General features: G+C 66.6%; 16 protein-coding genes. 6 read left to right on the top strand and 10 right to left on the bottom strand.

Annotated features, from left to right (window positions below; translation table 11 throughout):
• Positions 1–97: 97 nt before the first annotated feature.
• From recA to BLW48_RS10340, 3 genes are read left to right on the top strand one after another with little or no spacing between them, the layout of a single operon-like run.
• Positions 98–1,204, top strand: a complete 1,107-nt coding sequence (gene recA, locus BLW48_RS10350; protein WP_093055204.1) for a recombinase RecA — start codon at positions 98–100, stop codon at positions 1,202–1,204.
• A 42-nt stretch (positions 1,205–1,246) separates the two neighbouring features.
• On the top strand, positions 1,247–1,705 hold the full coding sequence (gene recX, locus BLW48_RS10345) for a recombination regulator RecX (RefSeq protein ID WP_093055206.1): 459 nt from the start codon (positions 1,247–1,249) through the stop codon (positions 1,703–1,705).
• Positions 1,689–2,117, top strand: a complete 429-nt coding sequence (locus BLW48_RS10340; protein ID WP_093055208.1) for a polyketide cyclase — start codon at positions 1,689–1,691, stop codon at positions 2,115–2,117. The genes recX and BLW48_RS10340 overlap by 17 nt, the downstream gene beginning before the upstream one ends.
• A 9-nt stretch (positions 2,118–2,126) precedes the next feature.
• Here the strand turns inward: BLW48_RS10340 and BLW48_RS10335 are convergent, their stop codons facing one another.
• The 8 genes from BLW48_RS10335 to BLW48_RS10300 are packed head-to-tail and all read right to left on the bottom strand — an operon-like array spanning position 2,127 to position 8,469.
• The gene (locus tag BLW48_RS10335; RefSeq protein ID WP_093174474.1) at positions 2,127–3,236 is read right to left on the bottom strand and encodes a mandelate racemase/muconate lactonizing enzyme family protein; all 1,110 of its coding nucleotides are present in this window, start codon (positions 3,234–3,236) and stop codon (positions 2,127–2,129) included.
• Positions 3,237–3,241: 5 nt separating this feature from the next.
• Positions 3,242–4,063, bottom strand: a complete 822-nt coding sequence (locus BLW48_RS10330; protein WP_093174472.1) for a transporter substrate-binding domain-containing protein — start codon at positions 4,061–4,063, stop codon at positions 3,242–3,244.
• A 32-nt stretch (positions 4,064–4,095) separates the two neighbouring features.
• Positions 4,096–4,824, bottom strand: coding sequence for an amino acid ABC transporter ATP-binding protein (locus BLW48_RS10325; RefSeq protein WP_093076300.1), 729 nt, complete (start codon positions 4,822–4,824; stop codon positions 4,096–4,098).
• Positions 4,808–5,464: an amino acid ABC transporter permease gene (locus BLW48_RS10320; protein ID WP_371127368.1), complete on the bottom strand. Its 657-nt coding sequence runs from the start codon at positions 5,462–5,464 to the stop codon at positions 4,808–4,810. The genes BLW48_RS10325 and BLW48_RS10320 overlap by 17 nt, the downstream gene beginning before the upstream one ends.
• Positions 5,465–5,486: 22 nt before the next feature.
• Positions 5,487–6,170, bottom strand: coding sequence for an amino acid ABC transporter permease (locus BLW48_RS10315; protein ID WP_093174470.1), 684 nt, complete (start codon positions 6,168–6,170; stop codon positions 5,487–5,489).
• Positions 6,171–6,219: 49 nt separating this feature from the next.
• Positions 6,220–7,461 (bottom strand): UxaA family hydrolase, encoded by a 1,242-nt coding sequence (locus BLW48_RS10310; RefSeq protein WP_093174468.1) that lies wholly within the window; start codon positions 7,459–7,461, stop codon positions 6,220–6,222.
• Positions 7,462–7,475: 14 nt separating this feature from the next.
• A complete protein-coding gene (locus tag BLW48_RS10305; RefSeq protein WP_093055220.1) occupies positions 7,476–7,802 on the bottom strand; it encodes a UxaA family hydrolase in 327 nt (108 codons plus the stop codon).
• A gap of 7 nt (positions 7,803–7,809) precedes the next feature.
• Complete coding sequence (locus BLW48_RS10300; RefSeq protein WP_093174466.1) at positions 7,810–8,469, bottom strand: RraA family protein; 660 nt, start codon at positions 8,467–8,469, stop codon at positions 7,810–7,812.
• 229 nt (positions 8,470–8,698) lie between these two features.
• Here BLW48_RS10300 and BLW48_RS10295 point away from each other — a divergent pair, with 229 nt between their 5' ends.
• Together BLW48_RS10295 and BLW48_RS10290 are read left to right on the top strand one after the other, a co-directional pair.
• Positions 8,699–9,469 (top strand): SDR family oxidoreductase, encoded by a 771-nt coding sequence (locus BLW48_RS10295; protein ID WP_093055224.1) that lies wholly within the window; start codon positions 8,699–8,701, stop codon positions 9,467–9,469.
• 10 nt (positions 9,470–9,479) lie between these two features.
• Positions 9,480–10,322, top strand: coding sequence for an IclR family transcriptional regulator (locus BLW48_RS10290; protein WP_093055225.1), 843 nt, complete (start codon positions 9,480–9,482; stop codon positions 10,320–10,322).
• Positions 10,323–10,344: 22 nt separating this feature from the next.
• Here the strand turns inward: BLW48_RS10290 and yiaA are convergent, their stop codons facing one another.
• Positions 10,345–10,782 (bottom strand): inner membrane protein YiaA, encoded by a 438-nt coding sequence (gene yiaA / locus BLW48_RS10285; protein ID WP_093076293.1) that lies wholly within the window; start codon positions 10,780–10,782, stop codon positions 10,345–10,347.
• A gap of 129 nt (positions 10,783–10,911) precedes the next feature.
• Here yiaA and BLW48_RS10280 point away from each other — a divergent pair, with 129 nt between their 5' ends.
• Positions 10,912–11,640 (top strand): hypothetical protein, encoded by a 729-nt coding sequence (locus BLW48_RS10280; RefSeq protein WP_093174464.1) that lies wholly within the window; start codon positions 10,912–10,914, stop codon positions 11,638–11,640.
• A 17-nt stretch (positions 11,641–11,657) separates the two neighbouring features.
• Here BLW48_RS10280 and argC read toward each other — a convergent pair whose 3' ends face one another.
• Entirely contained in the window at positions 11,658–12,581 is a 924-nt protein-coding gene (gene argC, locus BLW48_RS10275) for an N-acetyl-gamma-glutamyl-phosphate reductase (RefSeq protein ID WP_093055231.1), read from the bottom strand.
• Between the last annotated feature and the right edge of the window lie 73 nt (positions 12,582–12,654).

Raw genomic sequence — 12,654 nt, 5'->3', positions numbered from 1 at the left:
CATCAGCCCCTACACTACTGTTCAAGCATCCAGCCTGTAGTTAAAAGCAGATCGGATGAAACCCAACACAAACCGTTGATTTTCAAGGAGTTTCCACATGGACGCAGTCGTCAAGGGCGCAAGCATCTCGGTCGCCAACAGTGAAAAAGCCAAGGCGCTGCAAGCCGCGCTGGCCCAGATCGAAAAGCAGTTCGGCAAGGGCACGATCATGCGGCTCGGCGAAGGCGAGGCGCTCGAAGACATCCAGGTGGTTTCCACCGGCTCGCTGGGCCTGGACATCGCGCTGGGCGTCGGCGGCCTGCCGCGCGGCCGCGTGATCGAAATCTACGGCCCGGAATCGTCGGGCAAGACCACGCTCACGCTGCAAGTCATTGCCGCCATGCAGAAGCAGGCCGGCACCTGCGCCTTCGTCGATGCCGAGCACGCGCTCGACGTGCAGTACGCCCAGAAGCTCGGCGTGAACCTGTCCGACCTGCTGATCAGCCAGCCCGACACCGGCGAGCAGGCCCTTGAAATCGTCGACTCGCTGGTGCGCTCCGGCGCCGTCGACCTGATCGTCATCGACTCGGTCGCCGCGCTCACGCCCAAGGCTGAAATCGAAGGCGAAATGGGCGACTCGCTGCCCGGCCTGCAGGCCCGCCTGATGAGCCAGGCGCTGCGCAAGCTCACGGCCACGATCAAGAAGACCAACTGCATGGTCATCTTCATCAACCAGATCCGCATGAAGATCGGCGTGATGTTCGGCTCGCCCGAAACCACCACCGGCGGCAACGCGCTTAAGTTCTACGCCTCGGTGCGCCTGGACATCCGCCGCATCGGCACCATCAAGAAGGGCGACGAGGCCATCGGCAACGAAACCAAGGTGAAGGTGGTGAAGAACAAGGTCTCGCCCCCGTTCAAGACGGCGGAGTTCGACATCCTGTTCGGCGAAGGCATCAGCCGCGAAGGCGAGATCATCGACATGGGCGTGACCGCCAAGATCGTCGACAAGTCGGGCGCCTGGTACGCCTACAACGGCGAGAAGATCGGCCAGGGCCGCGACAACGCCCGCGAGTTCCTGCGCGAGAACCCCGAGCTGTCGCGCGAGATCGAGAACAAGGTGCGCGAGTCGCTGGGCATCCCGCTGCTGGCCGCCGATGCCGGCGCCACGCCCGAGAAGCCGCAGAAGGCTGCCAAGGCCGAGAAGGCCGACAAGGGCGAATAAGCCAGAGCGCGGCTCCCCGGGGGCCGCGCGAGCGACCCCCGAATGGCATTCAACGCCCCGTCCCTCAAAGGCCGCGCACTGCGCCTGCTGAGCCAGCGCGAACATTCGCGCGCGGAGCTGGAGCGCAAGCTGGCAAAGCATGAAGAAGAGCCCGGCACGCTGGCAAAGGCGCTCGACGAGCTGGCAGCGAAAGACTTCATCAGCGAGCCGCGCGTGGTGGCCTCTGTACTCAACCAGCGCGCTGCCCGCTCGGGCGCGCTGCGGGTAAAGCAGGAGCTGCAGGCCAAGGGCATCGCGCCCGAGGCCATCGCCGAAGCGATAGCTGGGCTGCAGGAAACAGAAGTCGAACGCGCCACGGCCCTGTGGCGCCACCGCTTCGACGCGCCGCCCGCTGACGCGAAGGAGCGGGCCAAGCAGATGCGATTCCTGATGGCGCGCGGTTTTTCGGGCGCCGTCGTGTCCAAGGTACTCAGGAGCGATTTCGATGAAACCGACGAATGAAGACCACGCCGCGCAGTCCCGCGTCATCACTCAGCGCGTGCAGTGCGAATGGCGCCGCGCCTATGTGCTGGCGGCAGATCCGAAGCGCTTGCCCGACTGGGCCAGCGGCCTCGCCAAGAGCGCGCTGGTGCCGCATGGCGACCACTGGATCGTGCGCACACCCGAGAGCGGCGAGGCCCGCATGCGCTTCGCGCCGCGCAACGATCTCGGTGTGCTCGACCACTGGGTCGCGCCCGAAGGCGTGCCCGAGGTCTATCTGCCGTTTCGCGTGATCGGCGTTGCGCCGGACGCCTGCGAGCTGCAGTTCACGCTGCTGCGCCAGCCGCACATGGACGATGCGGCCTTCGAGCGCGATGCGCAGTGGATCGCCCGCGACCTGCAGGCGCTGCGCAACCTGCTCGAAGCGGACTGACTGATCGACTCAGCCGCGCACCACGATCGGCGCGAACTTGCGCCGCGCCTTCAGCTGCTCGGCATCCCACTCGATGCCCAGCCCCGGCGTCTCCGGCGCCACCGCATGGCCGCCTTCGATGCGCAGCCGGCTCGTCGTGAGGTCGTCGAGCTGCGGGATGTATTCCACCCAGCGCGCGTTCGGCACGGCCGCGCACAGACTCACGTGCAGCTCCATCAGGAAGTGCGGGCACATCGCGATGTTGTGCGCCTCCGCGAGGTGCGCAATCTTCAGCCACGGCGTGATGCCGCCCACGCGCGCCACGTCGGCCTGCACGATGGAGCAGGCGCCCTGCTGGATGTATTCCGCGAACTGCGACGGGTGGTACATCGATTCGCCCACTGCGATCGGCACGCTGGTGCTCGCCAGCAGCTGCGCGTGCCCGCGCACGTGCTCGGCCGGCATCGGCTCCTCGAACCATGCCAGGTCGAGCGGCGCGTACTGGCGCGCACGACGAATGGCCTCTGCCGCGGTGAAGCTCTGGTTGGCATCGACCATCAGCTCGAAGTCCGCCCCCACGGCCTCGCGCACGGCCGAGAGGCGCGCGATGTCCTGCGCCACATGCGGCTTGCCGACCTTGATCTTCGCGCCGAGAAAGCCGTCGGCCTTCGCAGCGAGCGTCTGCTCGACGAGTTGCGCGGGCTCGATGTGCAGCCAGCCGCCCTCGGTCGTGTAGACCGGCACGCGCGCCTGCGCACCACCGGCCAGCCGCCACAGCGGCAGTCCCGCCGCGCGCGCGTTGCGGTCCCACAGCGCGGTGTCGATGGCCGCCAGCGCCAGGCTGGTGATGGCGCCCACGGCGGTCGCGTGCGTGTGGAAGAACAGGTCGCGCCAGATGGCTTCGTACTGCTGCGGGTCGCGCCCGATCAGGCGCGGCACCAGGTGGTCGTTCAGCAGCGCCACGATGGACGAGCCGCCCGTGCCGATGGTGTACGTGTAGCCCGTGCCCGCCGAGCCGTCGTCGCAGCGCACGGTGACCATCACGGTCTCCTGCGTCACGAAGGACTGGATGGCGTCGGTGCGCTTGACCTTGGGCGCAATGTCGATCTGCGCGATTTCTACCTGGTCGATCTTCGCCATCGTGCTCAGGCTCCGTTGCGCATCACGTCCGCGGGCAGGTCGGCGCCGTGGTATTTCTTGTAGATGGTGTTGAGCTCGCCGCTCTTGAGCTGCGCCTTCACGAACTCGTCGAGCTTGGCCTTCAGGCGCGGCTCGTTCTTGCGCATGCCGATGGCCAGCATGTTGACCTTCATCGTGAACTTCGGCTCCATCTGCTTGGCAGGGTTCTTTTCGTTGATGGTCTTCAAGAGCGGCGGCGCGGTCGCGAAGATGTCGGCCTGTCCGCTCACCACGGCGGTGATGGAGGTGGCGTCGTCGTCGAAGCGCACGATCTGCGCGCCGGCCGGCAGGATCTTCGTCACTTCCTGGTCGTTGGTGGTGCCGCGCGTGGCAATCACTTTCTTGCCCGCCAGGTCGGCCGGGCCGGTGATGCTCATGCTCTTGGGCGCGCCCACCACGGCCAGGATGGCGGCATAGGGCACAGAGAAGTCGACGACCTTCTCGCGCTCCGGCGTGACCGACATGCTGGAGATCACGATGTCTGCCTTGTCGGTCTGCAGGAAGGGAATGCGGTTGGCGCCGGTGGTGGGCACGATCTCCAGCTCGAGGCCCAGGGTCCTGGCCAGCAAGCGCGCGGTCTCGACGTCGGAGCCGGTGGCGTTGAGCTTCTCGTCCTTCAGGCCGTAGGGCGGCACTGCGAGGTCGATGGCCACGCGGATCTTCTTGGCGGCGGTGATGGTGTCGAGCTGGTCGGCGTGCGCCGATGCGCTTGCGAAGGCCAGCGGCAGTGCCAGCACGAGCGCGGACAGCAGCGCGCCGCGGCGCTTGAACGAGAGGGAAGAAGTCATCGAAGGTCTCCTGGAGTTGTCTGAAAAGAAAATCAAAGCCCGGTGCCGATGAACTGGCGCAGCTCGGGCGTCTGCGGGTCGCTGAGGATGCCGGCGTCGCCTTCCTCCCACACCAGCCCCTGGTGCATGTAGATGACCTTGTCGGCCACGCCGCGCGCGAACGCCATCTCGTGCGTGACGAGGATCATGGTCATGCCCTCGGCAGCGAGCTTTTCCATCACCTTGAGCACTTCGCCGGTGAGCTGCGGGTCGAGCGCGGAAGTCACTTCGTCGAACAGCATCAGCTGCGGCTTCATCGCGAGCGATCGCGCGATGGCCACGCGCTGCTGCTGGCCACCCGAGAGCTGTTCGGGGTAGGCGTCGGCCTTCTCGGCCAGGCCCACGCGTTCGAGCACTTCCATGGCGATGGCGCCGGCTTCCGATGCGCTCATCTTCTTCACCGATTGCGGCGCGAGCGTGATGTTCTGCTTCACCGTGAGGTGCGGGAACAGGTTGTAGCTCTGGAACACGATGCCCACGTCCTTGCGCAGGTCGCGCAGGTTCAGCGCCGGGTCGTGCACCGCGTGGCCGCAGCACTGGATGGTGCCGCTGTCGATGGTCTCCAGCCGGTCGATGCAACGCAGCGCGGTGCTCTTGCCCGAGCCGCTCTGGCCGATGATGGCAACCACCTGCCCGCGCGTCACCGAGAACGACACGCCCTTGAGCACATGCAGCTTGCCGAAGTGCTTGTGGACGTCGTTGAGTTCAACCACGGGCTGCATTGAGCTTCCTTTCAAGGGCGCGACTCCATCGCGACAGCGGGTAACAAAGAATGAAATACAGGACCACCGCGCACCCGAAATACAGGAAGGGCTGGAACGTCGAGTTGTTCAGCACCTTGGCGTTGTAGGAAAGCTCGGCATAGCCGACCACCAGCGACGCGATCGACGTGTTCTTGATGATCTGCACCAGGAAGCCCACTGTGGGCGGCGTCGCGATGCGCAGCGCCTGCGGCAGGATCACGCGGCGCATGCGCTCCCAGCGCGTGAGCGCCAGGCACTCGGCGGCTTCCCACTGGCTGCGCGGCACGGACTGGATGCAGCCGCGCCAGATCTCGCCCAGGAAGGCGCTCGCATAGATGGTGATGGCCAGCGCTGCCGCGACGATCGCCGGCACCGAGCCGATGCCCGCGATGTTGGGTCCGAAGAAGCACACGCCCATGAGCACCAGCAGCGGCGTGCCCTGGATGACCTGGATGTAGCCCGCCGCAATGCGCCGCACCGCCTTCACCGGCGACACGCGCGCCAGCGCCACCGCCAGCCCGATGAGCCCGCCGCCCACGAACGCAAGCGCCGAGAGCTGTACCGTGCCCCACGCGCCCATCAACAAAAAGCCGAAGTGATCGATTGGCATGAAGGTCATGTCGAAACCTCTTTCGCCCGCTTCACAGCGGCGTGCCCAGCTTGCGCCGGCGCGGGAAGATCAGCATGCCCAGCAGCCAGAAGCCCAGGCGCATGGCGTACGACAGCGCCAGGTACACCACCCACAGCACGATGAAGATCTCGAAGTTGCGGAAGGTGTCCGACTGGATGCGGTTGGCCACGCCGAAGAGCTCTTCCGCGCCGATCGACGACATGATGCTGGAGGCCAGCATCAGCAGCACGAACTGGCTGGCGAGCGCCGGGTACACGCGCTCCACCGCGGGCCGCAGGATCACGTGCCAGAACACCTGCAGCTTCGACAGGCCCAGGCATTGCGCCGCCTCGAGCTGGCCCTTGTGGATCGACTCGATGCCCGCGCGGATGATCTCGCAGCTGTACGCGCCGATGTTCACCACCAGCGCCAGCACCGCGCCCACCATGATCGGCATCGTCACGCCGGCACTGGAGAGGCCGAAGATGAGGAAGTAGCTCTGGATCAGCAGCGGTGTGTTGCGGATGGCTTCCACGTAGCCGCCCGTCAGGCGCCGCAGCCAGCCTTGGCGGCTGTTGCGCCCCAGTGCGCAGACCGTGCCCAGCGCAAAGCCCAGCACCGTCGCGATGAAGGACAGCTGCACGGTGGTCCACGCGCCTTCGAGCAGCAGCGGCCACTGCTCGAGCACGGGCATGAAGTCGAACTGGTAGTTCAATGCGTTGGGCTCCGGAAGTCCAATGGAAGAAAGCAGGGGAGGGTGCCGCTCACGCAGCGCGAGCAATACTGGCGAGCGGCAGGCACGAAGGGCCGAGCGGTTCGAAGGCCTTGTAGGTCAGGATGAATTCGCGATGTCCCAGCGCCTCGGACTTGGTGGCTGCGCCGTCGGCAACGCTGCGCACAGCGTCGAAGATCTCCTGGCCCACCTCCTGCAGCGTGCCGCGCCCTTCGAGGATGCGGCCGGCATCGACGTCCATGTCCTCGCCGAGCTGGCGGTAGGTGTCGGGGTTGGCGCAGACCTTGATGACGGGCGACACGGCAGAGCCCACCACAGAGCCGCGGCCCGTGGTGAACAGGATGAGGTGCGCGCCGCAGGCGATGAGTTCGACGATCTCTGCGTTGTCGCTGATGTTCGGAAAGCCGAAGCGCGGCTCGCCGTCGGGCACCACGTCGAGCAGGTAGAGGCCGCCCTGCGGCGGAACGTCGCCCGGCTTCACGATGCCGTTGATGGGCGAGGCGCCGCTTTTCGCATATGCGCCCAGCGATTTTTCCTCGATGGTCGAGAGCCCGCCGTCGGCATTGCCCGGCGCGAAGCTGCCGTGGCCCATGGTGCTGTAGTAGCGCGCGGCCTTGTTCACGCATTCGACGATGGCCTCGCCGAGCTCCGGCGTGGCGGCGCGGCGCTGCATGTGGAACTCGCAGCCGATCAGCTCGCCGGTTTCCTCGAAGATGCAGCGCGCGTCCTGTTCGATCAGCAGGTCGAAGGCGCGGCCCACGGCCGGGTTGGCGGTGATGCCGCTGGTGCCGTCGGAGCCGCCGCAGATCGTGCCCACCACGAGCTCGCTCAGGTCCATGGGCACGCGCTGCTGCTGCGCGATTTCGGCCAGCGCCCACTGCACCCACTGCGTGCCTTCGCGGATGGTGGTGCGCGTGCCGCCCTTCTGCTGGATGGTGAGCGTGTGCACCGGCCGGCCCGATGCGGCAACGGCCTCTTCGAGCTTGCGCTTGTTCATGCTCTCGCAGCCCAGCGAGATCAGCAGCGCCGCGCCCACGTTGGGGTGCGTGGCAATGGCTTGCATCATGCGTTCGGCGTACTCGTTCGGGTAGCAGCCGGGGAAGCCGACGAGATGCACTTCCGATTCACCGTCCTGCTGGCGGAAGTTGAGCGTGATCTCGCGGGCGACGTGATGCGCGCATTCGACCAGGTAGGCCACGACCACGACGTTGCGGATGCCCTTGCGGCCGTCGGCGCGCGGGAATCCGTTGATCTTGAAATTGGGAGCGTTCATGCGGGGAGGGCGTCTCAGGCGTGGCCGACGAAGGTCTTGCCCTCGTCCAGCGTGTAGGTGGGCGTGTAGTCGCTGTCGAGGTTGTGCGTGTGGATGTGCTCGCCGGCCTCTACGGCCAGGCGCAGGCTGCCGATGACGGCGCCGTACTTCAGCACCTTCTCGCCGGCCGCGATGGCATGGCGCGCGAGCTTGTGGCCCAGGCCGATTTCTTTCGGCAGGGTCACTGCACCGTCTTCGAGCTGCACGGACGTGCCGGCGGCAAGGCGGGTGCAGGCGATCAGGCAGTTGTCGCCGGGCGAGAGCAGCACCAGCCGGGCGTCGATGGATTGCGGGTTCGACATCCGGCGCTCAGAACTTGCGGTACTTCAGGTAGGCCTCTTGCGGGTCGGTGCCCGCGAGGATGGCGGTGCGCACGAGGTTCTCGCGGCCCATCATGTGTTCGGCCTCGGTAACGATGGCTTCGGCCTGCGCGAGCGGCAGGCAGATCACGCCATCGGTGTCGGCCAGCAGCAGGTCGCCGGGGTTCACCGTGACGTCGCCGATGCGCACCGGCACGTCCATCGCATCTGGCAGCCAGTAGCCGACGATGTCGCGCGGCGTGAAGTAGCGGTGCCATACCTGGAAGCCCTGCTGCAGGATGAATTCGGCATCGCGTACGCCGCCGTCGGCGATCACGCCCAGCACGCCCTTGCGGCCCAGCGTCTCGGCCGAGAGCTCGCCCATGTGCGACACCGTCGAGTCGTTCGGCTGGATCACGGCGATGTGGCCGGGCTTGGCACGCGAGAGAAAGCCGGTCCACGCCATCAGCGTCTCGTGCGGATCGGCCGCCGGGTCGACGCGGCCGTTCACCGTGAAGGCCGGCCCGCACATCTTCTGGCCGGCGATCAGCGGGCGCAGCGTGGGCGGCAGCGTGAAGTCGCGCAGGCCCGCGGCGCGCATCACGTCGTGGAGGATGCCCGTGTAGCAGGCTTGCAGGCGGGTGAGCAGCGAGGAGGGTGCTTGGGCCATGGGTGAATCTCGTTTTCTTAGGTAAAACTACTTTTCACAGATGAGGTTAGCAGCAGGCCTTCGAATAGAAGCTGGGGTTTGCGCCAATTCAAGGGTATTCACCAATGATTGAGCGACCGATCCCGGGTTTTTGAGGGGATGCAAAGGCTTGCTGGTCGCGTATATTTGATTTCATCAGTGAAATTGATATTTCACATATGCGCCGGCACTCACTCAAAGGACATCGCCAATGACTTCTCGCGTTCAGGGAAAGAACATCCTCGTCACTGCTGCCGGCAAGGGCATCGGCCGCGCCAGCGCACTGGCGCTGGCGCGCGAAGGCGCCGCCGTATGGGCCACCGACGTGGACGAAGCCGCGCTGGCCGAACTCGCAGCGCTGGCCCGCGAAGAAGGCCTGTCGGGCCTGAAGACCGCCACGCTCAACGTGCGCGACAGCGCCGCGCTGCAGGCCTTCGCGCAGACCGCGGGGCGGCTCGACGTGCTCTTCAACTGCGCCGGCTTCGTGCACAGCGGCAACATCCTGGCCTGCGAGGAAGCCGACTGGGACTTCAGCATGGACCTCAATGTGAAGTCGATGTATCGCACCATCCGCACCTTCCTTCCGGCGATGCTGGAGCGCGGCGGCTCGATCATCAACATGGCCTCGGCCGCGTCGAGCGTGAAGGGCGTGCCGAACCGCTTCGTCTATGGCGCCTCGAAGGCCGCGGTCATCGGGCTGACCAAGGCGGTGGCCGCCGACTTCATCCAGCAGGGCGTGCGCTGCAATGCCATCTGCCCGGGCACGGTCGAATCGCCCTCGCTGCGCGACCGGATCGCGGCCCAGGCCGAGCAGGCCGGCGCCGACGAAGCCGCGGTGCGCGCCGCCTTCGTGGCGCGCCAGCCGCTCGGGCGCGTCGGCAAACCGGAAGAAATTGCTGCGCTGGTGGTGTACCTGGCTTCCGACGAGTCGGCCTTCACCACCGGCGCGATCCATATGATCGACGGTGGATGGTCGAACTGAGCAGGGAACAATGAAGCAAGCACCAGCGCCGGAAGAACTACAGAGTCAGGAAGAGGCCGCGCCCGAAGGGGAGGGCGCGCTGCGCTATGCCGCGCCGGCGCTCGAGAAGGGGCTGGACATCCTGGAGGCGCTGGCCGACAGCGCCACCGGCTACACGCTGAACGAGCTGGCGCAGAAGGTCGGGCGCAAGGTCAGCGAGATCTTCCGCATGGCGGTGACGCTGCAGCGGCGCGGCTATGTGCAGGTCGACGAGAACGACCGCTACACGCTCACGCTGCGCATGTTCGAGCTGGCGCACCGCCAGCAGCCGCTCAAGAGCCTGGTGAGCGCGGCGCTGCCATTGCTGCGCGAGCTGGCCAACCGGGCGCGCCAGTCGTGCCACCTCACCATGTACCAGGGCGGGCGCGTGGTGGTCATCGCGCAGGTCGAGAGCCCCGAGCGCTGGTCGTTCGGGCTCAAGGTGGGGGTGGTGATGGGGCTGACGGATACGTCGTCAGGCCACGTGCTGCTGGCCTTCCGCGACGAGATCGACCGCGCCCGCATGCTGCGCGCCCACATCGGTGTGGAAGGCGAGCTCGACATGGACCCGGGCGAGCTCTTCGCCATCCTGCAGGAGGTGCGCGAGCGCGGCTATTCGGCCATGCCGAGCAAGCAGACGCGCGGCATCACCAACATCGCGTTCCCGGTGATGGGGGCGGCCGACCACGTGATCGCGTCGATCAACGTGCCGTACATCGAGCGCATCGACCAGAAGTCGGCGCCGGACGTGGTGCAGGTGCGCGGCATCGTCGGCAACATCTCCGCGCGCCTGTCGGCGCTGATGGGGGCCAGCGGCTACAACGACAACGAGTAGCGCCCGGCCCCGGGGTCGCCGCTCAGTTGGCTTCGGGCGAGTCGTCGAGCGACGGCATCTCGCTCTTGTGCGCGGCGATGTCGCGCACGTTCTTCTGCACGGCCACAGCGCCGAACAGGCTCAACAGGAAGGCCATGGCGTAGAAGCCCTTTTCGCTCGCGGCCAGCGTGGCGTTGAAGAGGCCGACGGCGAGCAGCGCCACCGACAGCAGCAGCGAGATCCAGCACAGGCCGTAGTAGATGCCGGTGACGGCGGTGCCTTCGAGGCGGTCGCGCACGGTCTTCTGCAGCGAGACGGCGGCGAACAGGCCGTACATCAGGATGGTGAAGTAGTAGCCCTTCTCGTTGAGCTGCATGGAGGCGTTCCACAGCCCGATCAGGTAGACGATGGCGCCGATGAGCAGCGCGGCCCAGGATGCGGCGACGAATGCCGCGGTCGGTTTCTGGAATTTGACGGCCATGAAGTCCTCCTTGTGTGGTTGGTGCGCGATTATGGTGTGGGGCGCCGATGGCATGATCCGCGGCAGGCCGCCGGATTGCACGGCAAGCAGTCGAGCAGAGCGGCCGTCAATCAACGGAGGAGTTTTTCCATGTCATCCGACCCCGTCGGCCAGCCGTCTCTCGTTCGCACCGGCGCCAAGGCCGGCTTGTCTTTCGCCGGTTCCGTGATCAAGGGCGGCCTGCTTGGCGTCATCCTGGGCGGCGGCGTTTTCTTCTTCTATCTGAGCCAGTTGCAGGGGCCGGGCAATACGGCCGCGCGCGCCGGTGGAGCCGGCGCCATCGTCGCGCTCATCACCTCGCCGCCGCTGCTGGTGGCGGTTCTGCTGCTGCTGTTCGTGGTCGTCTACGTGATGCTGGGCGTGCAGCAAGGGCGCGCGCGTGCGATGCAGCATCTGGTCGCGGCGCGTGGCGAGGCCGTGTCGCAGCGGCTCGGCGGTGCGATTGCCGGGCGCATCGAAGCGATGCCGCGCGCCCACGGCACTTTGCAACGCGCGGCCGACTGGCTGTCGGTCGATGCCTTGAGCAAGCAGCTCGCGCCGGTGCTGGGTGAAGGCAAGGCGGTGCGTTCGGTGGTGGGCTTCGTGCTCAACAGGCTGCCGCTGAGCGAGATGCTGGCCGAATGGCAGCAAAGTCGCGTGGAGCATGGCGAGCCGGTGGCAGGCGAGGGCGCTGTGCAAGACCCGGCGCTGCGCGCGCTGCTCACGCGCCGGATCCACGAGACGCTGCAGGATATGGCGACGCCTTCGCGCAAGCCGCTGTACGTCGCGCTGGGCGTGCACGCGGCCCTGCTGGGCGTCGGGCTCTGGCTGGTGAACTGACTGAAGAGGCGCGGCGCTCAGAGCGCCAGCATCAGCTTCAGGTTCTGCACCGCGGCGCCGCTGGCGCCCTTGCCAAGGTTGTCGAGGCGGGCAATCACCACGGCATGGCGATGGTCCTCGTTGGGGAACACGCGGATCTCGAGCTCGTTGGTGTCGTTGAGCGCCAGCGCTTCGAGCTTGCCGTCCTCGGTGGGCGGCAGCACCTTCACGAATTTCTCGGGGGTGTTGCTGCGCGCGTAGTGCGCGGCCAGCGCATCTTGCAGGTCGCCGGCCTTCGGCTTGCCGGGCAGCAGGTCGAGATGCAGCGGCAGCTGCACCAGCATGCCCTGCTTGAAATTGCCCACCGACGGAATGAAGACCGGCCGGCGGGTGAGGCCGGTGTAGGTCATGATTTCGGGAATGTGCTTGTGCTTCAGGCCCAGGGCGTAGATCTCGTACGGCGGCGCTTCGCCTTTTTCGTAGGCCTCGATCATGGTCCGGCCGCCGCCCGAATAGCCGCTCACGGAGGGCAGCGAAACGGGGAAGTCGACCGGCAGGATGCCCGCGTCGACCAGCGGGCGCACCATGGCGATGGCGCCGGTGGCGTAGCAGCCGGGGTTGCCGACGCGCTCGGCCTTGGCCACGGCCTGCCAGTGGCCTTCGGTGAGTTCGGGGAAGCCGAACACCCAGCCGGGAGCGATGCGGTGCGCCGTGGAGGCGTCGATGATCTTGGGCTTCTTGCCGGGCAACTGGTCGATCAGCGCGACCGATTCGCGCGCCGCGTCGTCGTGCAGGCACAGCACCACCAGGTCGACGCCGGCCATCAGTTCGCGCTTGGCGTTCACGTCTTTTCGCAGCTCGGGCGCGATGCTCACGAGTTCGATCTGCGGCATCGCCTGGAGCCGTTCGCGAATCTGCAGGCCGGTGGTGCCGGCTTCGCCGTCGATGAAAACCTTGGCCATGATGGAGGGTGCCCCGGGTAACTAGAAGAAAGTACGTATTGCCCGCAACCCCACGTACAGTATTGGTGCGGCG

This window comes from Variovorax sp. YR266 (genome assembly GCF_900107295.1).
Classification (GTDB): Bacteria; Pseudomonadota; Gammaproteobacteria; order Burkholderiales; family Burkholderiaceae_C; genus Variovorax.
This window is presented reverse-complemented; position numbering and strand designations above follow the sequence as displayed.

Excerpts from the sequence above, each read along its gene's own strand:
- BLW48_RS10295 (WP_093055224.1), top strand. The coding sequence starts at position 8,699 with ATGACTTCTCGCGTTCAGGGAAAGAACATCCTCGTCACTGCTGCCGGC.
- BLW48_RS10330 (WP_093174472.1), bottom strand. The coding sequence starts at position 4,063 with ATGACTTCTTCCCTCTCGTTCAAGCGCCGCGGCGCGCTGCTGTCCGCG.
- BLW48_RS10300 (WP_093174466.1), bottom strand. The coding sequence starts at position 8,469 with ATGGCCCAAGCACCCTCCTCGCTGCTCACCCGCCTGCAAGCCTGCTAC.
- BLW48_RS10280 (WP_093174464.1), top strand. The coding sequence starts at position 10,912 with ATGTCATCCGACCCCGTCGGCCAGCCGTCTCTCGTTCGCACCGGCGCC.
- recA (WP_093055204.1), top strand. The coding sequence starts at position 98 with ATGGACGCAGTCGTCAAGGGCGCAAGCATCTCGGTCGCCAACAGTGAA.
- recX (WP_093055206.1), top strand. The coding sequence starts at position 1,247 with ATGGCATTCAACGCCCCGTCCCTCAAAGGCCGCGCACTGCGCCTGCTG.
- BLW48_RS10320 (WP_371127368.1), bottom strand. The coding sequence starts at position 5,464 with ATGACCTTCATGCCAATCGATCACTTCGGCTTTTTGTTGATGGGCGCG.
- BLW48_RS10305 (WP_093055220.1), bottom strand. The coding sequence starts at position 7,802 with ATGTCGAACCCGCAATCCATCGACGCCCGGCTGGTGCTGCTCTCGCCC.
- BLW48_RS10325 (WP_093076300.1), bottom strand. The coding sequence starts at position 4,824 with ATGCAGCCCGTGGTTGAACTCAACGACGTCCACAAGCACTTCGGCAAG.
- BLW48_RS10335 (WP_093174474.1), bottom strand. The coding sequence starts at position 3,236 with ATGGCGAAGATCGACCAGGTAGAAATCGCGCAGATCGACATTGCGCCC.
- BLW48_RS10310 (WP_093174468.1), bottom strand. The coding sequence starts at position 7,461 with ATGAACGCTCCCAATTTCAAGATCAACGGATTCCCGCGCGCCGACGGC.
- BLW48_RS10290 (WP_093055225.1), top strand. The coding sequence starts at position 9,480 with ATGAAGCAAGCACCAGCGCCGGAAGAACTACAGAGTCAGGAAGAGGCC.
- yiaA (WP_093076293.1), bottom strand. The coding sequence starts at position 10,782 with ATGGCCGTCAAATTCCAGAAACCGACCGCGGCATTCGTCGCCGCATCC.
- argC (WP_093055231.1), bottom strand. The coding sequence starts at position 12,581 with ATGGCCAAGGTTTTCATCGACGGCGAAGCCGGCACCACCGGCCTGCAG.
- BLW48_RS10340 (WP_093055208.1), top strand. The coding sequence starts at position 1,689 with ATGAAACCGACGAATGAAGACCACGCCGCGCAGTCCCGCGTCATCACT.